Annotated in this window: 19 protein-coding genes; 9 read left to right on the top strand and 10 right to left on the bottom strand. The window is 73.0% G+C overall.

The window, feature by feature from the left end:
• Nucleotides 1-17 precede the first annotated feature (17 nt).
• Together ABD241_RS12650 and ABD241_RS12645 are read right to left on the bottom strand one after the other, a co-directional pair.
• Nucleotides 18-515 carry a glycosyl-4,4'-diaponeurosporenoate acyltransferase CrtO family protein gene (locus ABD241_RS12650; protein WP_344062899.1) on the bottom strand — a complete coding sequence of 166 codons (498 nt, stop codon included), beginning with the start codon at nucleotides 513-515 and terminating at the stop codon, nucleotides 18-20.
• On the bottom strand, nucleotides 512-1,603 hold the full coding sequence (locus tag ABD241_RS12645; RefSeq protein ID WP_344062896.1) for a glycosyltransferase family 2 protein: 1,092 nt from the start codon (nucleotides 1,601-1,603) through the stop codon (nucleotides 512-514). Before ABD241_RS12645 ends, ABD241_RS12650 begins: the two co-directional genes overlap by 4 nt.
• Before the next feature lie 132 nt (nucleotides 1,604-1,735).
• Between ABD241_RS12645 and ABD241_RS12640 the strand changes: the two genes are divergently transcribed.
• Nucleotides 1,736-2,356: a DUF6448 family protein gene (locus ABD241_RS12640; protein WP_344062893.1), complete on the top strand. Its 621-nt coding sequence runs from the start codon at nucleotides 1,736-1,738 to the stop codon at nucleotides 2,354-2,356.
• An 85-nt stretch (nucleotides 2,357-2,441) separates the two neighbouring features.
• On the opposite strand, the gene ABD241_RS12635 is transcribed toward ABD241_RS12640, so the two are convergent.
• The 3 genes from ABD241_RS12635 to ABD241_RS12625 all read right to left on the bottom strand — a co-directional run bounded on the left by ABD241_RS12635 (nucleotide 2,442) and on the right by ABD241_RS12625 (nucleotide 6,137).
• Nucleotides 2,442-3,926, bottom strand: a complete 1,485-nt coding sequence (locus tag ABD241_RS12635; protein ID WP_344062890.1) for an amidase — start codon at nucleotides 3,924-3,926, stop codon at nucleotides 2,442-2,444.
• A gap of 5 nt (nucleotides 3,927-3,931) precedes the next feature.
• On the bottom strand, nucleotides 3,932-5,392 hold the full coding sequence (locus ABD241_RS12630; RefSeq protein ID WP_344062888.1) for a TIGR00366 family protein: 1,461 nt from the start codon (nucleotides 5,390-5,392) through the stop codon (nucleotides 3,932-3,934).
• Nucleotides 5,393-5,576: 184 nt separating this feature from the next.
• Nucleotides 5,577-6,137, bottom strand: coding sequence for a nucleotidyltransferase family protein (locus ABD241_RS12625; RefSeq protein WP_344062885.1), 561 nt, complete (start codon nucleotides 6,135-6,137; stop codon nucleotides 5,577-5,579).
• 99 nt (nucleotides 6,138-6,236) lie between these two features.
• Here ABD241_RS12625 and ABD241_RS12620 point away from each other — a divergent pair, with 99 nt between their 5' ends.
• A complete protein-coding gene (locus ABD241_RS12620; protein ID WP_344062882.1) occupies nucleotides 6,237-7,001 on the top strand; it encodes an endonuclease/exonuclease/phosphatase family protein in 765 nt (254 codons plus the stop codon).
• Between the two features lie 42 nt (nucleotides 7,002-7,043).
• On the opposite strand, the gene gvpJ (ABD241_RS20685) is transcribed toward ABD241_RS12620, so the two are convergent.
• Together gvpJ (ABD241_RS20685) and ABD241_RS12610 are read right to left on the bottom strand one after the other, a co-directional pair.
• Nucleotides 7,044-7,553, bottom strand: coding sequence for a gas vesicle protein GvpJ (gene gvpJ, locus ABD241_RS20685; RefSeq protein WP_425580757.1), 510 nt, complete (start codon nucleotides 7,551-7,553; stop codon nucleotides 7,044-7,046).
• 37 nt (nucleotides 7,554-7,590) lie between these two features.
• Complete coding sequence (locus ABD241_RS12610; protein WP_344062879.1) at nucleotides 7,591-7,923, bottom strand: hypothetical protein; 333 nt, start codon at nucleotides 7,921-7,923, stop codon at nucleotides 7,591-7,593.
• A 187-nt stretch (nucleotides 7,924-8,110) separates the two neighbouring features.
• Between ABD241_RS12610 and ABD241_RS12605 the strand changes: the two genes are divergently transcribed.
• From ABD241_RS12605 to ABD241_RS12575, 7 genes are read left to right on the top strand one after another with little or no spacing between them, the layout of a single operon-like run.
• Entirely contained in the window at nucleotides 8,111-8,602 is a 492-nt protein-coding gene (locus tag ABD241_RS12605) for an Asp23/Gls24 family envelope stress response protein (protein WP_344062876.1), read from the top strand.
• On the top strand, nucleotides 8,599-9,003 hold the full coding sequence (locus ABD241_RS12600) for a hypothetical protein (protein WP_344062873.1): 405 nt from the start codon (nucleotides 8,599-8,601) through the stop codon (nucleotides 9,001-9,003). The genes ABD241_RS12605 and ABD241_RS12600 overlap by 4 nt, the downstream gene beginning before the upstream one ends.
• Nucleotides 9,003-9,332, top strand: coding sequence for a hypothetical protein (locus ABD241_RS12595; protein ID WP_344062871.1), 330 nt, complete (start codon nucleotides 9,003-9,005; stop codon nucleotides 9,330-9,332). The genes ABD241_RS12600 and ABD241_RS12595 overlap by 1 nt, the downstream gene beginning before the upstream one ends.
• 51 nt (nucleotides 9,333-9,383) lie before the next feature.
• Nucleotides 9,384-9,563: a DUF2273 domain-containing protein gene (locus tag ABD241_RS12590; protein ID WP_344062869.1), complete on the top strand. Its 180-nt coding sequence runs from the start codon at nucleotides 9,384-9,386 to the stop codon at nucleotides 9,561-9,563.
• Nucleotides 9,556-9,975, top strand: a complete 420-nt coding sequence (locus ABD241_RS12585; protein ID WP_344062866.1) for an Asp23/Gls24 family envelope stress response protein — start codon at nucleotides 9,556-9,558, stop codon at nucleotides 9,973-9,975. Before ABD241_RS12590 ends, ABD241_RS12585 begins: the two co-directional genes overlap by 8 nt.
• Nucleotides 9,972-10,556: a DUF6286 domain-containing protein gene (locus tag ABD241_RS12580; RefSeq protein WP_344062863.1), complete on the top strand. Its 585-nt coding sequence runs from the start codon at nucleotides 9,972-9,974 to the stop codon at nucleotides 10,554-10,556. Before ABD241_RS12585 ends, ABD241_RS12580 begins: the two co-directional genes overlap by 4 nt.
• Nucleotides 10,553-11,122 carry an Asp23/Gls24 family envelope stress response protein gene (locus ABD241_RS12575; RefSeq protein WP_344062860.1) on the top strand — a complete coding sequence of 190 codons (570 nt, stop codon included), beginning with the start codon at nucleotides 10,553-10,555 and terminating at the stop codon, nucleotides 11,120-11,122. The genes ABD241_RS12580 and ABD241_RS12575 overlap by 4 nt, the downstream gene beginning before the upstream one ends.
• Before the next feature lie 31 nt (nucleotides 11,123-11,153).
• Here ABD241_RS12575 and ABD241_RS12570 read toward each other — a convergent pair whose 3' ends face one another.
• The 3 genes from ABD241_RS12570 to ABD241_RS12560 all read right to left on the bottom strand — a co-directional run bounded on the left by ABD241_RS12570 (nucleotide 11,154) and on the right by ABD241_RS12560 (nucleotide 12,585).
• Nucleotides 11,154-11,543, bottom strand: coding sequence for a gas vesicle protein K (locus ABD241_RS12570; protein WP_344062857.1), 390 nt, complete (start codon nucleotides 11,541-11,543; stop codon nucleotides 11,154-11,156).
• Nucleotides 11,540-11,707 (bottom strand): gas vesicle protein GvpJ, encoded by a 168-nt coding sequence (gene gvpJ, locus ABD241_RS12565; protein ID WP_344062854.1) that lies wholly within the window; start codon nucleotides 11,705-11,707, stop codon nucleotides 11,540-11,542. Before gvpJ (ABD241_RS12565) ends, ABD241_RS12570 begins: the two co-directional genes overlap by 4 nt.
• A gap of 80 nt (nucleotides 11,708-11,787) precedes the next feature.
• Nucleotides 11,788-12,585 carry a GvpL/GvpF family gas vesicle protein gene (locus tag ABD241_RS12560; protein ID WP_344062851.1) on the bottom strand — a complete coding sequence of 266 codons (798 nt, stop codon included), beginning with the start codon at nucleotides 12,583-12,585 and terminating at the stop codon, nucleotides 11,788-11,790.
• Nucleotides 12,586-12,589 lie beyond the last annotated feature (4 nt).

The raw sequence follows: 12,589 nt of genomic DNA, 5'->3' as shown, positions 1-12,589 counted from the left end.
CCGCCCGGAGGCGCCGCTCAGGCCTGTCGCCGCTCCTCGGCGCCCCGCCGCCTCGCCAACAGCCGGTCGACGCGGGCCCGGTTGTACCGCTGCACGACCAGGCATGGCACGTTGGCCGCGACGGCGTAGAACGCCATCCCCGTGAGGAGCCCGGGCGGGTTCCACAGGGCGAAGACGGGCAGCGCCATCGGGATGGCCCAGTGCACGAGCTCGGCCCGCCGGGTCTCGGCGGAGAACCTCTCGAGGTCCGCGGCGCCCGGCCCGGGGAGGTGGCGCTTGGACGAGCCGCCCAGCGCGGGACCGAAGTCCGGCAGCCGGTCCTTCCAGCGGCGGATGCCGACGGCCTCCCAGGTGCGACCGCCGCCCTCCCACCCACGGATGCGGGTGAGCCAGGTGTCCCGGGTGAGGGCGTCGGGCGGGAGTCGCTGAGCGGCATACCCGACGGCGGTGCTCCACCCGGCCCAGACGGCGGCGTCGACGAGGACGGCGACCACCCACGCGCGCCTGCTGGTCACACCCCGACCTCGACCTTGCGGCCCCGCCACTGCACGCTCTGCCGGTGGACGACGAGGACGAACGACCAGCAGAACAGGACGACGAAGGCCGCCAGCGCCAGGGGGTGCAGGGCCGCCGCCACCGGGCTGAAGCGCCCGACGCGTCGAGCGACGACGGCGAACTGGGCGGCGAAGGCCGCGTAGCAGAGGACGGAGAGCCAGCCCCGGTCGACACCCAGCACGAGCCCTGAGTGGAGTGCCGCCACGACCCAGAGGACCGTCGCCACGAGGCGCAGCAGCGGCGTGGCGCCGGCGCCCCTGGCCAGGTTGCGGCCCCAGCCGTGCAGGAGGGGGCGCAGGCCCTCCGGGTACATCCGGTAGGAGATCAGGTCGCCGGCGAGCTGGGCCCGCACCGGCACCCCGGCCCGGTCGGCGGCCCCGGCCAGCGCCAGGTCCTCCACGAGGTCGCCGTGCACCGCCGCGTGACCCCCGAAGCGCTCGTAGACGTCACGCCGCACCGCGATCGCCGGGCCGAAGGCCACGGGGCGGCGCCACCAGCGCCACCGCGGCGATGGCCCGAGGCCGCCGGCCAGGACGGTGACCACGGCCGGCCCCATCGACAGGTACTCGTAGGGCCGTTCGACGCGGTGGCGCGGATGGGCCGAGACCAGCTCTCCCCCGCGCGCCGCCGCAGCCAGGGCGGCCACCGCTCGCGGGCCGGGCGTGGTGTCGGCGTCGAGGAAGACCATCACGTCGCCGGTGGACGTGTCGGCCCCCCGCTGGCACGCCGCCGCCTTGCCCGTCCAACCGGGCGGGGGCGACGACGGCACGACGTCGACCCCCGCTGCACGGGCCAGCGCGGCCGTGCCGTCCGTCGACTCGTCGTCGACGACGACGACCTCGCCCGGGGTGGGGTCGAGCGTCGCCAGGCAGCGGAGCAGCTCGGGCAGCCGCCGGGCCTCGTTCCGGGCCGGGACCACGACGGACACGCTGGAGGCGCCCGCCTCGCCGGCACGGGCGCCGATGGCAGGCAGCACCAACCGACGCCCGGCGAGCACCCAGCCGAGCACCCAGCCGACGGCCAGCAGGCCCAGCGATGCGGTGCTCACCCTCGCACCGTAACCGGGTGCCCGCTGGGGGCGGGCGATATCAGGTCGGCGCAGGGACCTTGGGCCCTTCCTGCCCGACCGCGTCTCTTCCTACCGTCGAAGGACAAGCAGGACGACGCGAAGGAGGGGACCATGCCCCCGCACTGCGACTCGCTGGACGGGCCCGTCGTCCGGGCGGCACGCCACGCGTTGGAGACCGGCGAGGTCACGCCGGCACTCGCGTACGTCCCGGCGAGCGCCGAGGACGAGGTCCGGGCGACCTTCGAGGCGGTCCTGCCCGTGCGCGCCCTCGGCCACGGGGCGCGGCTCGTGGCCGAGCGCCTCTTCTTCGAGACGGTCGTGCGGCTGCACCGGGAGGGCGAGGGCGCCGCGTTCACCGGGCTGCAGCCGGCCGGACTCGACGTCGGCCCGGTGATCCCGCTCACGGAGGAGGCCATCGAGTCGGGCTCGGCCGAGGACCTCACCACCTTCCTCGGTGCGGTCCTCACCGACGAGCTGCACCGGCGCCTGGCCACGCTTGGCGAGCTGGGCGACGCGCGCAACGGGTCCGTGGAGCGCGAGCGCGAGTGGGTGGAGGCGATGCTCGGCTTCCAGACCTACAGCCAGACCCTCTTCGAGACGCTGGAGTCGCAGCCGCACGCAGGTGGCGGCCACCACGACAGGCACCAGAACAGGCACCAGGACAGGCACCAGGACAGGCACCACGACGAAGCGAAGGAGGCGCCGGGCCACGAGCACGACCCCGTGCCCTGACCGCCGCGCCGACCCCCCGGTCCGCGGAGCCGAGAGGCCCGCGGACCGGGACGCGCCACTGCACGTGTCTCGGCAGCGGTGAGCGTCAGCGCCCTCCCGGCACCCGCCTGAGCAAAGGCGGAGGGGTGCCGTCCATGACGGGGCTCTCCCCCTCGTACGCGTGCGCGAGCTGCAGGACGCCGTGGTCGTCGTGGCGCCTCCCGACGAGCTGGATCCCGGTCGGCAGCCCGCGAGGGTCGAACCCCGCCGGCACCGCCGCGACCGGATGGGTCGACATCGTCCACGGGACGACCGTCTCCATCCAGCGGTGGTAGGTGTCCATGGGGCGGCCGTCGATCTGGTCGGGCCAGTGCACCGACTTGTCGAAGGGGAAGACCTGCGCGCTGGGGGCCACGACGAAGTCGTAGCGTTCGAGCAGGTCGGCGAGGGCGGCATACCAGGCGTCCCTGGCGGCGGCCGCGCGCGTGAGGTCACGGGCGCTGAGCCGAAGGCCGTACTCGATCTCCCACACGAGCTCGGGCTTCATCAGTGCCCGCGTCGCCGGGTCATCGTAGAGGTCGGCGTGGCGCAGGTTCCCCCAGGCACGCCAGGCCAGGTAGGAGCGCCAGATCTCCTCGGGGGCGTATGCCGGCAACGTCGGCTCGACCTCGCAGCCGAGCCTCTCGAACGTGGCGAGGGCCGACTCGCACAGGGCGAGCACCCCCGGCTCCGTGGCGAGGTGGCCGTCCCAGTCGCCGACCCAGGCGATCCGCGTCCCGGCGAAGTCCCGCTCGAGGCCGGCCGCCAGCGTCGACGGGTCGTCGTCGAGGGACAGCGGCGCGCCGGCGTCGGGGCCGGCCATCGTCGAGAGCAGCCGCGCCACGTCGGCCGCGGTGCGGCCCATGGGCCCGTTGACGCTGCCGTAGGGCACGAATCCCGGCTCGGGGACGCGGCCCCAGGAGGGGCGCAGGCCGACGACGTGGTTGAAGGCCGGCGGGTTGCGCAGCGAGCCCATGTTGTCGGACCCGTCGGCGACCGGAACCATCCGCGCGGCCAGGGCGGCGGCCCCGCCACCGCTGCTGCCACCCGCCGTTCGCGAGGTGTCGTAGGGGTTCGCGGTGGTGCCCCACACCTCGTTGTAGCTCTGCGACCCGAGCCCGAACTCGGGGGTGTTCGTCTTGCCGATGAGAATCGCTCCCGCGGCCCGGATGCGGGCGACGGCCACGTCGTCGGCCTCGGCGACCCGGTCGGCGAAGATCCGCGAACCCGACGTGTGGGGCAGACCCTTGGCCGCGGCCAGGTCCTTCACGGCGTGCGGGAAGCCGTGCATCCACCCGCGGCTGCGCCCGGCGGCCAGCTCCTCGTCCCGCTCCCGGGCCTCGGCGAGCAGCTCGGCGCCGTCGCGGAGCGCGACGATCGCGTTGAGGACCGGGTTGTAACGCTCGATCTGCGCCAGGTGCGCGGACATCACCTCGACGCAGCTCACCTCCCGCCGGTGGATGAGGTCGGAGAGCTCGAGCGCCGAGTGCCCGACCAGGGCGGCCTGGTCGGCCTGGTCAGGCGTCGGCTCGTCGGTTGCGGCGTCGCTCATGGGTCTCAGGGTAGGAGCGGCATGAGGAGGCTGCCGAGGCCGAGCACCACGAAGCCGACGACGAAGGCGACGACGGTGAAGCCCATCACCCGGCGGATGTTGAGCTTGGCGATCGCGAGGACTGGCAGCAGCCAGAACGGCTGGATCATGTTGGCCACGGCCTCGCCGTTGGCCACGGACATCGAGATCTTGCCGAGGTAGGCAGGCGAGGTCTGGCCGAGCTGGACCGCCGCGTCGACGGCGACGGGGCCCTGCACGCCCCAGTGGCCTCCGCCGGAGGGGACGAAGAGGGAGATGACGACCGAGGCGAGGTAGTTGAGGAACGGCAGGGTGTAGTAGGTCGCGTGCGACACGATCGCCGAGGCGATGACGGTCTGGAGCGGGTGCACGCCCGAGTGCGGGGTGTAGCCGAGCAGGCCGATGATGCCGCCGTAGAGGGGGTACTGCAGCAGCAGCGGTCCGGAGGTCTTGGCGGCCTCGGTGAAGGACCGGATGAAGCGCATCGGCGTCCAGTGGAAGAGCGCGCCGAGGATGAAGAAGAGCATCACCATCGAGCCGATGTTGAGCTTGAAGCCGCTGCGGACGAAGTAGGCGATGCCCGCCACGAAGACCAGGACGTTGAGGATCCAGAGGTTCTCGAGGCGCTCGGCGAAGGTGCGGGGCCCGCCCGACCGCTCGTCGCGTTCGTCGTGGGGAAGGTCGAGCGCGAGCAGGGCCTCCCGGTCGACGTCCGCCTGCTCGGTGGTGGCCTGGGGGCGCGGCGACATGCGGTGGACGAGCAGGCCGATCACGATGGCCAGCACGAGCATCGGCAGGAAGCTGTAGGGCCGGAAGATCGTGTCGCTGAGCGGCACCAGCTGGTGGGTCTGCGTCCAGATGATGTTGAGCTTGCTCGTCTTGTCGGTGTTGGCCAGGGCGATCGAGCTCGACAGGCCCGAGGTCCACACCATGTAGCCCATGTAGCCGGCGGCGACGAGGTAGGCGAAGTTGACGCTGCGCAGTCGCGCGAAGACCTGGCGGGCCAGCAGGGCGCCGACCACCAGTCCGAGGCCCCAGTTGACGACGCACGCGAGGGCTGCCACACCGAAGCAGAGCAGCCCGCCCTGGGCCTGGTTGTTCGGCTTGCTCGCGAGCCACTGCAGGCCGCGCTTGACGAGCGGGGCCTCGGCGAGGGTGTAGCCGCCGACGAGGATGAGGATCATCTGCATGGCGAAGGTGAAGATGTTGCCCTCGCCCCAGACGCCCTTGTACCAGCCGTCGACGACGCCCCCGAGGCTCGCGTCCGGCACGAACGCGAAGATGAGGGCGACGACGACGATGGTGAGGATGACGGCGAACAGGTAGGGGTCCGGCATCCACTTCTCGACGTAGCGGACGGAGAGGTCGGTGAAACGGTGCAGCGGTCCGGGGCGACCGGCCCGGACCGTCTGCTCCTCGTCGAGGACGAGGTCGGGGGTGTGCGACATGGGGCGCTTCTCTCGGGGCGTGTCGGCGGTCGCGTTCGGCGCCGCGGCCGGGTGGGGTCAGGAAGCGGGCCCTGTCCTCGTGCCGCCTGACCTCGCTGTGGGAGATTGGCCAGGCCACAGGGCCACCGAGCCAACCGGCAGTCTGGGGTGCCGCCGATGTCGTGTCAAGAGCGGTTCCGCCCGGTTACGCCCGGGCACCGACGACGCCCAGGCGCTCGAGCAGGAACATCACTGCGGCGGCGAAGTCGTTGTCGGCGGTCTGCGTGGCCACCCGGGCCCAGTCGACCTGCTCGCGCAGCGCCCGCAGGGTGGGCAGCACCACCGAGAGGTCGCAGTAGTGCTCGTCGAGGGAGTTGAGCTTGTGCACCACGAGGTCGGTCGCGTCCTGCACGGGCATCTCGACCGACAGCACGTCCATCGGCGTGGCCCGGAGCACCTCCTCCCGGTCGGCGGGCCCACCGACCGGACGGTGGATGACGTCCACCATGGCGCCCTGCGTGTAAACCTTGAAGAGCCAGTCCTCGGGCGGCTGCACGACGTCGAGGTCCTGGTCGGCCAGGCGCGCGGCCACCTCGACCGCGTCCTCATCGGCGACGAGGAAGTCGACGTCGTGGTCGGGTTCGGGCCCGCCCCGGGCCCACGCGGCATACCCGCCCATGAGCGCGAAGGGCAGGCCGGTGTGCTTCAGCGCGACGGCGACCGTCTTGAGGGCCTCCCGCAGGTCGGAGGTGTTGTCGGCTCCCATGCCCTCCGCCTACCCCTCCCGAGGCCGTATGCCGCACGGCGAGGTCCGGCGCCTGCCGACCGTGGGTGACCGGCGGCAGCCGACGGGTAGGCGACACCCATGAGAGTCGCGACGTTCAACATCCTCAACGGGCGTGTGCCGACCGACCAGCACGTCGACCTGGCAGGCTTCCGCGAGGCGGTCCGACGGCTCGACTGCGACGTGCTGGCCCTGCAGGAGGTCGACCGCAACCAGCACCGCTCCGACAACGCCGACCTCACGGCCGTCGCGGCCGAGGTCATGGGGGCCTCGGACCACCGGTTCGTCGCGGCCCTGTCGGGCAGCCCGGGCGCCACGTGGGTGGCGGCCACGGGCGACGAGCAGCCCGACGCGGCGGCTTACGGCATCGCGCTGCTGTCGCGCCACCCGGTGCGCGGGTGGCGGGTCGTGCGGCTGGCGCCCGTGCCCGCTCGCGTGCCGATGCGCTTCAAGGGCCAGCGGTGGCCCGTGCTCGTGCGGGACGAGCCGAGGGTGGCCGTGGTCGCGGACATCGACTCCCCCGCAGGGCCGGTGACCGTCGTCAACACGCACCTGTCGTTCATCGACTGGTGGAACCGCCGCCAGCTGCGCCACCTCGTCGCGAGCGTCGCCGACGAGAAGGGTCCCCTGGTGCTCGTCGGTGACCTCAACATGGAGCCGGAGCGCGCCGGGCGCCTGACGGGCATGCGGGCGGCCGCGTCAGTGCCGACCTTCCCCGCGGAGTCCCCGACGCAGCAGATCGACCACGTGCTGCTGCGCGGACCGGTGACCGCCTTCGGCGGGGAGGCGCTGCGGCTGCCCGTCTCGGACCACCAGGCCCTGCGTGTGGAGCTTTCGCTCGGCTGACGGACACCCGCGCGGTTCGCCGCGCCGGCAGGACCCACTCGCTCAGCTCCCGTCGTCCTCGTCCTCGTCACCGTCGTCCGGCGTGAGCTTGTCGACCACCTCGCGCGTCTTGTCCGCGACCGCACCGGCGACGTCCCTCACCTTCTCCACGGTCTGCTCCACCACCTCCTGCGCCGAATCGACCGCGCCCGCGACCTTGTCCTCGACCGACTCGACCACACCTTCGATCTTGTGCTCGACCACGGTCGCCGCGACGGACTCGATCGCCTTGCCGCCACCCTCGATCGCCAGATCGACCAGGCTGGGTGGGCCCTGCGCCTCGAGGTCGAGCCGGTTCGTGCTCTCGGCGAACCGCAGGTACGTGTCGACGCTCGCGACGACCACCCGCGCGTCGACGGTCAGCAGCTCGATGCCGAGCAGCGACACCCGCAGGTAGGCGTCGATGACGATGCCCTTGCCGAGGACGATCTCGATGACGTCGGCGAGCCCGCTCGGGGCGGGCCGGGACAGGTAGCCGCCCCCGCGCTTGCGCACGACGGCCCTCTCGGTCATCAGGCGCCTCCCCGCACCGGCACCCGGCCGTGGACGCTCATGCCGTGGGGTTCACTGCGTCGACGGTGCGGGCCGCCTTCTTCCTCGCCCGCCTCGAGCGGCGCGACACCTGCTTCCCGGCACCCTTCACGCTCTTCCCGGCGTCCTTCGTCCCGCGCGCGAGCGCGTCCGCCGCCTCCTGGACCGGATGGCGTGCGGCGCGGGGCAGCACGAGCGCGGCCCCCCACGAGAAGAGCCGACGGGTGAGCATCAGCAGCGGGATGCCCAGCGGCAGCAGGATGATGGTGACGCACAGCAGGGCGCCCACCAGGCCGAGCAGTCCTGCGACCACCCAGACCAGACCTGCCAACAGCCAACGCAGTGGTTTCATCGTGCCTCCTGCATGTCCAGGGAGCCCACGGCCCCGTGGTGGCACCAGCACGGTCCGATCCTCACGCCCCCGAGCGGTCCGTGCCGCATGCTGGTGGGTACTTACCCAGGTAGGCGATGTCGTAGGGCTCGGTTGGCTCCGGGGCTCGGACGTCAGCCGCATCCGACCCGATCTCAAGGAGTCCGAGATGAGCGAAGCCAGCAGCGACATCCAGACCAGCGCGGGGAGCTCGAACGTCGGCGCCGGCAGCAGCGCCAGCACCGCCCTGTCCCCGCTCGTCACCGAGCAGGGCAGGACCACCATCGCCGACACGGTCGTGGCCAAGATCGCCGGCATCGCGGCTCGCGAGGTGCCGGGAGTGCACGCGCTTGGGGGTGGAGCCGCCCGGGCGGTGGGTGCGATCCGCGAACGCATCCCCGGCGGCCGCACCAACCAGGGCCAGGGCGTCGCCGTCGAGGTGGGCGAACGCCAGGCGGCCGTGGACCTCCAGCTGGTGGCCGAGTACGGCGTCTCCATCGCCGACCTGGCCCAGGGCATCCGCCGCAACGTCATCGCCTCGATCGAGGGGATGACCAGCCTCCAGGTGACCGAGGTCAACATCGAGGTTCAGGACGTCTATCTCGAGAGCGACGGCCAGGACCAGGACCAGTCGCAGCAGTCGGAGCCTCGCGTCCAGTGACCGGCGAGCCGGGCGCGGCAGGCCGGCCCGCGCCCACCGACACCACGCCGACCGACACCACGCCGACGGCCACCCCACCGGGCACGGTGCCGACCGACCCCGGGTCCATCGACACCGCATACGCCGTGGCCGCGGCGGTCCGCGCGGTGCCCGGCGTCGTGGGTCTGCACAGCGGTGCCTTCGGGCAGGCCGCCACCTACTACCCGGGTCGCACGGTCAGCGGGGTCCAGCTGAGGCCGGAGGTCACGACGGTGCACCTCGTGCTGGCGTGGGGCGTTCCCGTGCCCGCCACGGCGGCGCTGGTGCGTGAGGCGGTCTTCACGGTCACCCACGGTCCGGTCGACGTCGTCGTCGAAGACGTCACGGACCCTGTCGGGGCGATGGACCGGCGGGTGACCTGATGCCACCGGCCGGGCCCGTCGACCCCCTCGCGCGCACCGAGTGGTCGCGTCTGCGGCGGCGAGCCGCGGCGACGCACCACCCGGACAGGGGCGGCGACGTCAATGCCTACCTCGCGTCGCTGGCCGCCGTGGACGCGGCGTTCGGCATCGAGGACCACTCGGGGCGACGCGGCCGCGGCTGGTCGAACGGCGTGTCGGAGGTCGTGGTGGTCCGGACCTGGCGCGGCTCCCCCATGCGCCTGACCCGCCGCACCCGTCGGGTCGTCCGGACCTTCCGCAGCCGGCTCCCGCGCTCGTTCCCCGGAGCCAGACGCACCACGGACATCTGAACCCGCGTCGGCCCGTTCCGCGGACTGCCGTTTCTGTCGAAGGAGACTTCCATGCCCAGCTCATCCATCGGCCTCCTCGCCGGCCTGCTGCTCGGGATCGCCGCCGCAACAGGTGGCTTCACCGGCTTCCTCCTCGCCCTCGTCCTCGGAGCCGTCGGCTTCGTGGTCGGGGGCCAGCTCGACGGGAGCCTCGACCTCTCCAGGCTGATGGGTGGCCGTCGCCGTGACTGAGGTCGCTGCTCCCCCGCAGCCCCTGCCGGCAGGAGCGACGGCCGCGTCCGGTGAGGTCGGCCTGGCCGAGCCCGGCGAACGGGGACGGCTGGACATCGCCGAGCGGGTCGTCGAGCGCGTGGCCCACATCGCGGCGTGCGAGGTGAGAGGCGTGCGCTCCGTCGGCTCCAGCCTCGAGGGCGTCGTCGGGCGGCAGTACCCCAACGTGAAGGCGCAGATGGCCGGTGGCCATGCGCGCGTCGACGTCGACATCGCCGTCACCTGGCCGATCCCGCTGGCACGCACGGCGGCGGAGGTGCGCGAACACGTGAGCGAGCGGCTCACGAGCCTGCTCGGGGTGAAGGTCGATGCCGTGGACGTGACCATCGCGACGGTCTCGCCCGCGGGGACCGAGCACAGGAGGGTCCAATGAGCCAGACGGACACCGGCCTGAGCCGGCCCGCCCCCGCTGGCGCCGACCACCCGGCGATGCCGCCTGCCAGGACGCCCCGGCGTACGCGTGGCACCGCCGCTCTGGGCATCACGCTCGCGGTGCTGCTGACCGCCGTGGGAGTCCTCGCGGTGCGTGACGCCCTGATCTATGCAGACCTGATCGGTGGCAGCCCGCTCCTGCACGAGCTGGCGACGGCCGTGCAGGGGCTGCGGCCGCAGACGTGGACCGTCGTCGCCGGGGTGCTGCTCGGCCTGCTCGGCCTGGCGCTGCTCGTCAAGGCCCTGATCCGCTCCGGGCCCAAGGTCACCGTCGTCACGGCCGAGACGGGCGTCTTCCTGCGTCCGCGGGACGTGACGCGTCTGGTGGAGACCGCGGCCGAGGCCGTCGACGGCGTGCTCGGCGTCCGCGTCTCGGCGACGCCGCGTCGCGTGGCCGTCAGCATCCGTTCGACCGGCGAGGCCGACGTGGCGGACCGTGTGCGCGACACGGTCACCCAGCGTCTGGAGCCCCTGGCCACCCAGCCCGCTGTCAGGGTCACCACCGAGAGGCAGAAGCGATGAGCCGTGCAACCCTGGCCCTCGACCGGGTCATGACCGCCCTGGTGGGCCTCGTGCTCGTCACCCTCGGCGTGCTCGGCATCCTCTGGTGGGCCGGCCGGCTGGGGTCCGTCCCGACCCGGGTGGACCTCAGCGCCATCCGCTGGTGGCCCCGGCAGCAGTGGTGGCCGTGGGCGCTCGGTCTCGCCGGACTCATCCTCGTCCTGCTCGGTCTCCGCTGGCTCGTCGCACACCTGCCCCGTCGCGGCATCAGCCACCTCTCACTGCCCGGGTCAGGGCCCCAGGGAAGGCTCCACGTGGCGGCCGGGCCCGTCGTCGACGCGACGGCCGACGCGCTGGCCCGGACGCCGGGCGTGCGGTCGGCCAGGGGACGCATCGACCACGACCGCGGCCAGCTCGTGGCCCACTTCGACGCCACCATCGAGCGGGGCGCTGACCTGCGCACCGTGGCGGCAGCTGCCGACGCGGTGACGGGCGAGCTGCAGGCGGCGCTCGAACGCCAGGACCTCACCGGCCTCGTGCAGCTGCGGACCGCGGGCCGCAACAGGGCCATGCCGCGGGTGTACTGACCTCCGCGTGACTGCGTGGGGCGGGCGGCACCTACAACAGCGTGCCCAGCGGCCCGAGGTCCAGGTTCAGGTCGTCCGCTGTCAGGCCGTAGCGCTCCTTCAGCTCGTCCATGGCCTGCTCCAGGTGCATCAGCCCCTGTCCGAGCCCTTCGACCTGCTCGTCGGTGAGGTCGCCCTCCTCCACCCGTCGCAGGGCCTGCTTCTCCATGAGCTGCCGGATGAGCTCGATGATCGTCAGGACCAGCTTGAGCAGGTCCCGGGCGACGGCATCGGCGTCGGTCTCGAGCCGCTGCGGCAGCTGGGCGCGAGGAAGGGCTGCCAGCGGGTCGCGGACGCTCCCGTCGGGCGCGCGGCCGACGAGGTCCTCCCACCGCCACTCGCTCCCCGCGGCCCCGCCGCTCATCCCGGCGCCGCCGCTCATCCCTGCGCCGCCGTTCGGTCCCGCGCCATCTCGGCTCGCACGGCGCTGATCATCAGGTGCAGCCTGATCTCCACGAGGTCCACCCCGGCCAGCGAGACGACGACGTCCCCGGCCACCACGACACCTGAGCCGAGCAGCCGGTCCAACAGGTCCACCAGTGCCATGGGAGCAAGTTCGCGCGCAGGCCGCCCGACCGGCCGGGACGGCCCGCCGGAACTCACGATGCCCTGGTGGTGGACCGTGCTCACGGCTCGGCATCCAGCATCGCGAAGGAGTACGGCGGCCACGGGCCGCGGCCGTCGAGCACCAGGTCCCCGTGGTCGCTGCGCAGCCCTGTCAGCGCCGCCTCGAACGCGTCGGCCTCCGCGTCGGGGACGAGGTAGGCCGCGTTGAGCAGCATCGTGCCCTGGTGACCGGACAGGCGCGGGTCCTGAGCCGGGAGGCGGCGGCTCGCGCGGGACCGCCTCGCCAGGTCTTCGTGGATGGCCAGCGCCGCGGCGGCCGCATGCTCCTGCACGTCGGCGCGCCGCTCGGTCTGCGCCTTCTTCAGCCTCAGGTAGTCGGCACCGCTCAGTCCCGCGGCTCTGCCTGCGGCCGCTGGCTGTTCGGGCGGCGCGAGGACCTTGACGCTCCACTCGGTGCAGCCCTCGACCCGGTCGAGAGCCCTGCTCAAGGCGTCGTGCCACTCGCCCAGCCGTGCGCGCACCGCGTCGTCGTCGAAGCAGATCGTCGCGAATCGCAGGGGCGCTGTCGGAGCCTGCGTGGCGACCGCATGGACCACGGCGTCATGGGCTCTGGCCGTGGCCTCGAGCCAGGCCAGGTCCTCGAGGTGGCGCCGCAGCGCCTCTTCCCCGAAGGTGGCCAGGTCCACGGTGCTGACCACGGCGACGAGCCCCTCGTGGGGCACGGGCTCGACCGGCCGGCCGTCGATGCCCCGCACCGACGAAAGGGCACCTGGGGGCAGGCCCCGGCACACGGCATACAGGTACCGCGCGGTGGCACGGGCGGACGGTGGGACGTCACCTGCGACCTGGGTGTCCATCCCG

The organism is Terrabacter lapilli, from assembly GCF_039531305.1.
Classification (GTDB): Bacteria; Actinomycetota; Actinomycetes; order Actinomycetales; family Dermatophilaceae; genus Terrabacter; species Terrabacter lapilli.
This window is presented reverse-complemented; position numbering and strand designations above follow the sequence as displayed.

Bases quoted from the DNA above. Each gene is read 5' to 3' on its own strand.
- gvpJ (WP_425580757.1), bottom strand. From the start codon at position 7,553: ATGACCGAGAGGGCCGTCGTGCGCAAGCGCGGGGGCGGCTACCTGTCC.
- ABD241_RS12635 (WP_344062890.1), bottom strand. From the start codon at position 3,926: ATGAGCGACGCCGCAACCGACGAGCCGACGCCTGACCAGGCCGACCAG.
- ABD241_RS12625 (WP_344062885.1), bottom strand. From the start codon at position 6,137: ATGGGAGCCGACAACACCTCCGACCTGCGGGAGGCCCTCAAGACGGTC.
- gvpJ (WP_344062854.1), bottom strand. From the start codon at position 11,707: ATGGCACTGGTGGACCTGTTGGACCGGCTGCTCGGCTCAGGTGTCGTG.
- ABD241_RS12630 (WP_344062888.1), bottom strand. From the start codon at position 5,392: ATGTCGCACACCCCCGACCTCGTCCTCGACGAGGAGCAGACGGTCCGG.
- ABD241_RS12605 (WP_344062876.1), top strand. From the start codon at position 8,111: ATGAGCGAAGCCAGCAGCGACATCCAGACCAGCGCGGGGAGCTCGAAC.
- ABD241_RS12560 (WP_344062851.1), bottom strand. From the start codon at position 12,585: ATGGACACCCAGGTCGCAGGTGACGTCCCACCGTCCGCCCGTGCCACC.
- ABD241_RS12590 (WP_344062869.1), top strand. From the start codon at position 9,384: ATGCCCAGCTCATCCATCGGCCTCCTCGCCGGCCTGCTGCTCGGGATC.
- ABD241_RS12610 (WP_344062879.1), bottom strand. From the start codon at position 7,923: ATGAAACCACTGCGTTGGCTGTTGGCAGGTCTGGTCTGGGTGGTCGCA.
- ABD241_RS12570 (WP_344062857.1), bottom strand. From the start codon at position 11,543: ATGAGCGGCGGCGCCGGGATGAGCGGCGGGGCCGCGGGGAGCGAGTGG.
- ABD241_RS12595 (WP_344062871.1), top strand. From the start codon at position 9,003: ATGCCACCGGCCGGGCCCGTCGACCCCCTCGCGCGCACCGAGTGGTCG.
- ABD241_RS12620 (WP_344062882.1), top strand. From the start codon at position 6,237: ATGAGAGTCGCGACGTTCAACATCCTCAACGGGCGTGTGCCGACCGAC.
- ABD241_RS12640 (WP_344062893.1), top strand. From the start codon at position 1,736: ATGCCCCCGCACTGCGACTCGCTGGACGGGCCCGTCGTCCGGGCGGCA.
- ABD241_RS12575 (WP_344062860.1), top strand. From the start codon at position 10,553: ATGAGCCGTGCAACCCTGGCCCTCGACCGGGTCATGACCGCCCTGGTG.
- ABD241_RS12580 (WP_344062863.1), top strand. From the start codon at position 9,972: ATGAGCCAGACGGACACCGGCCTGAGCCGGCCCGCCCCCGCTGGCGCC.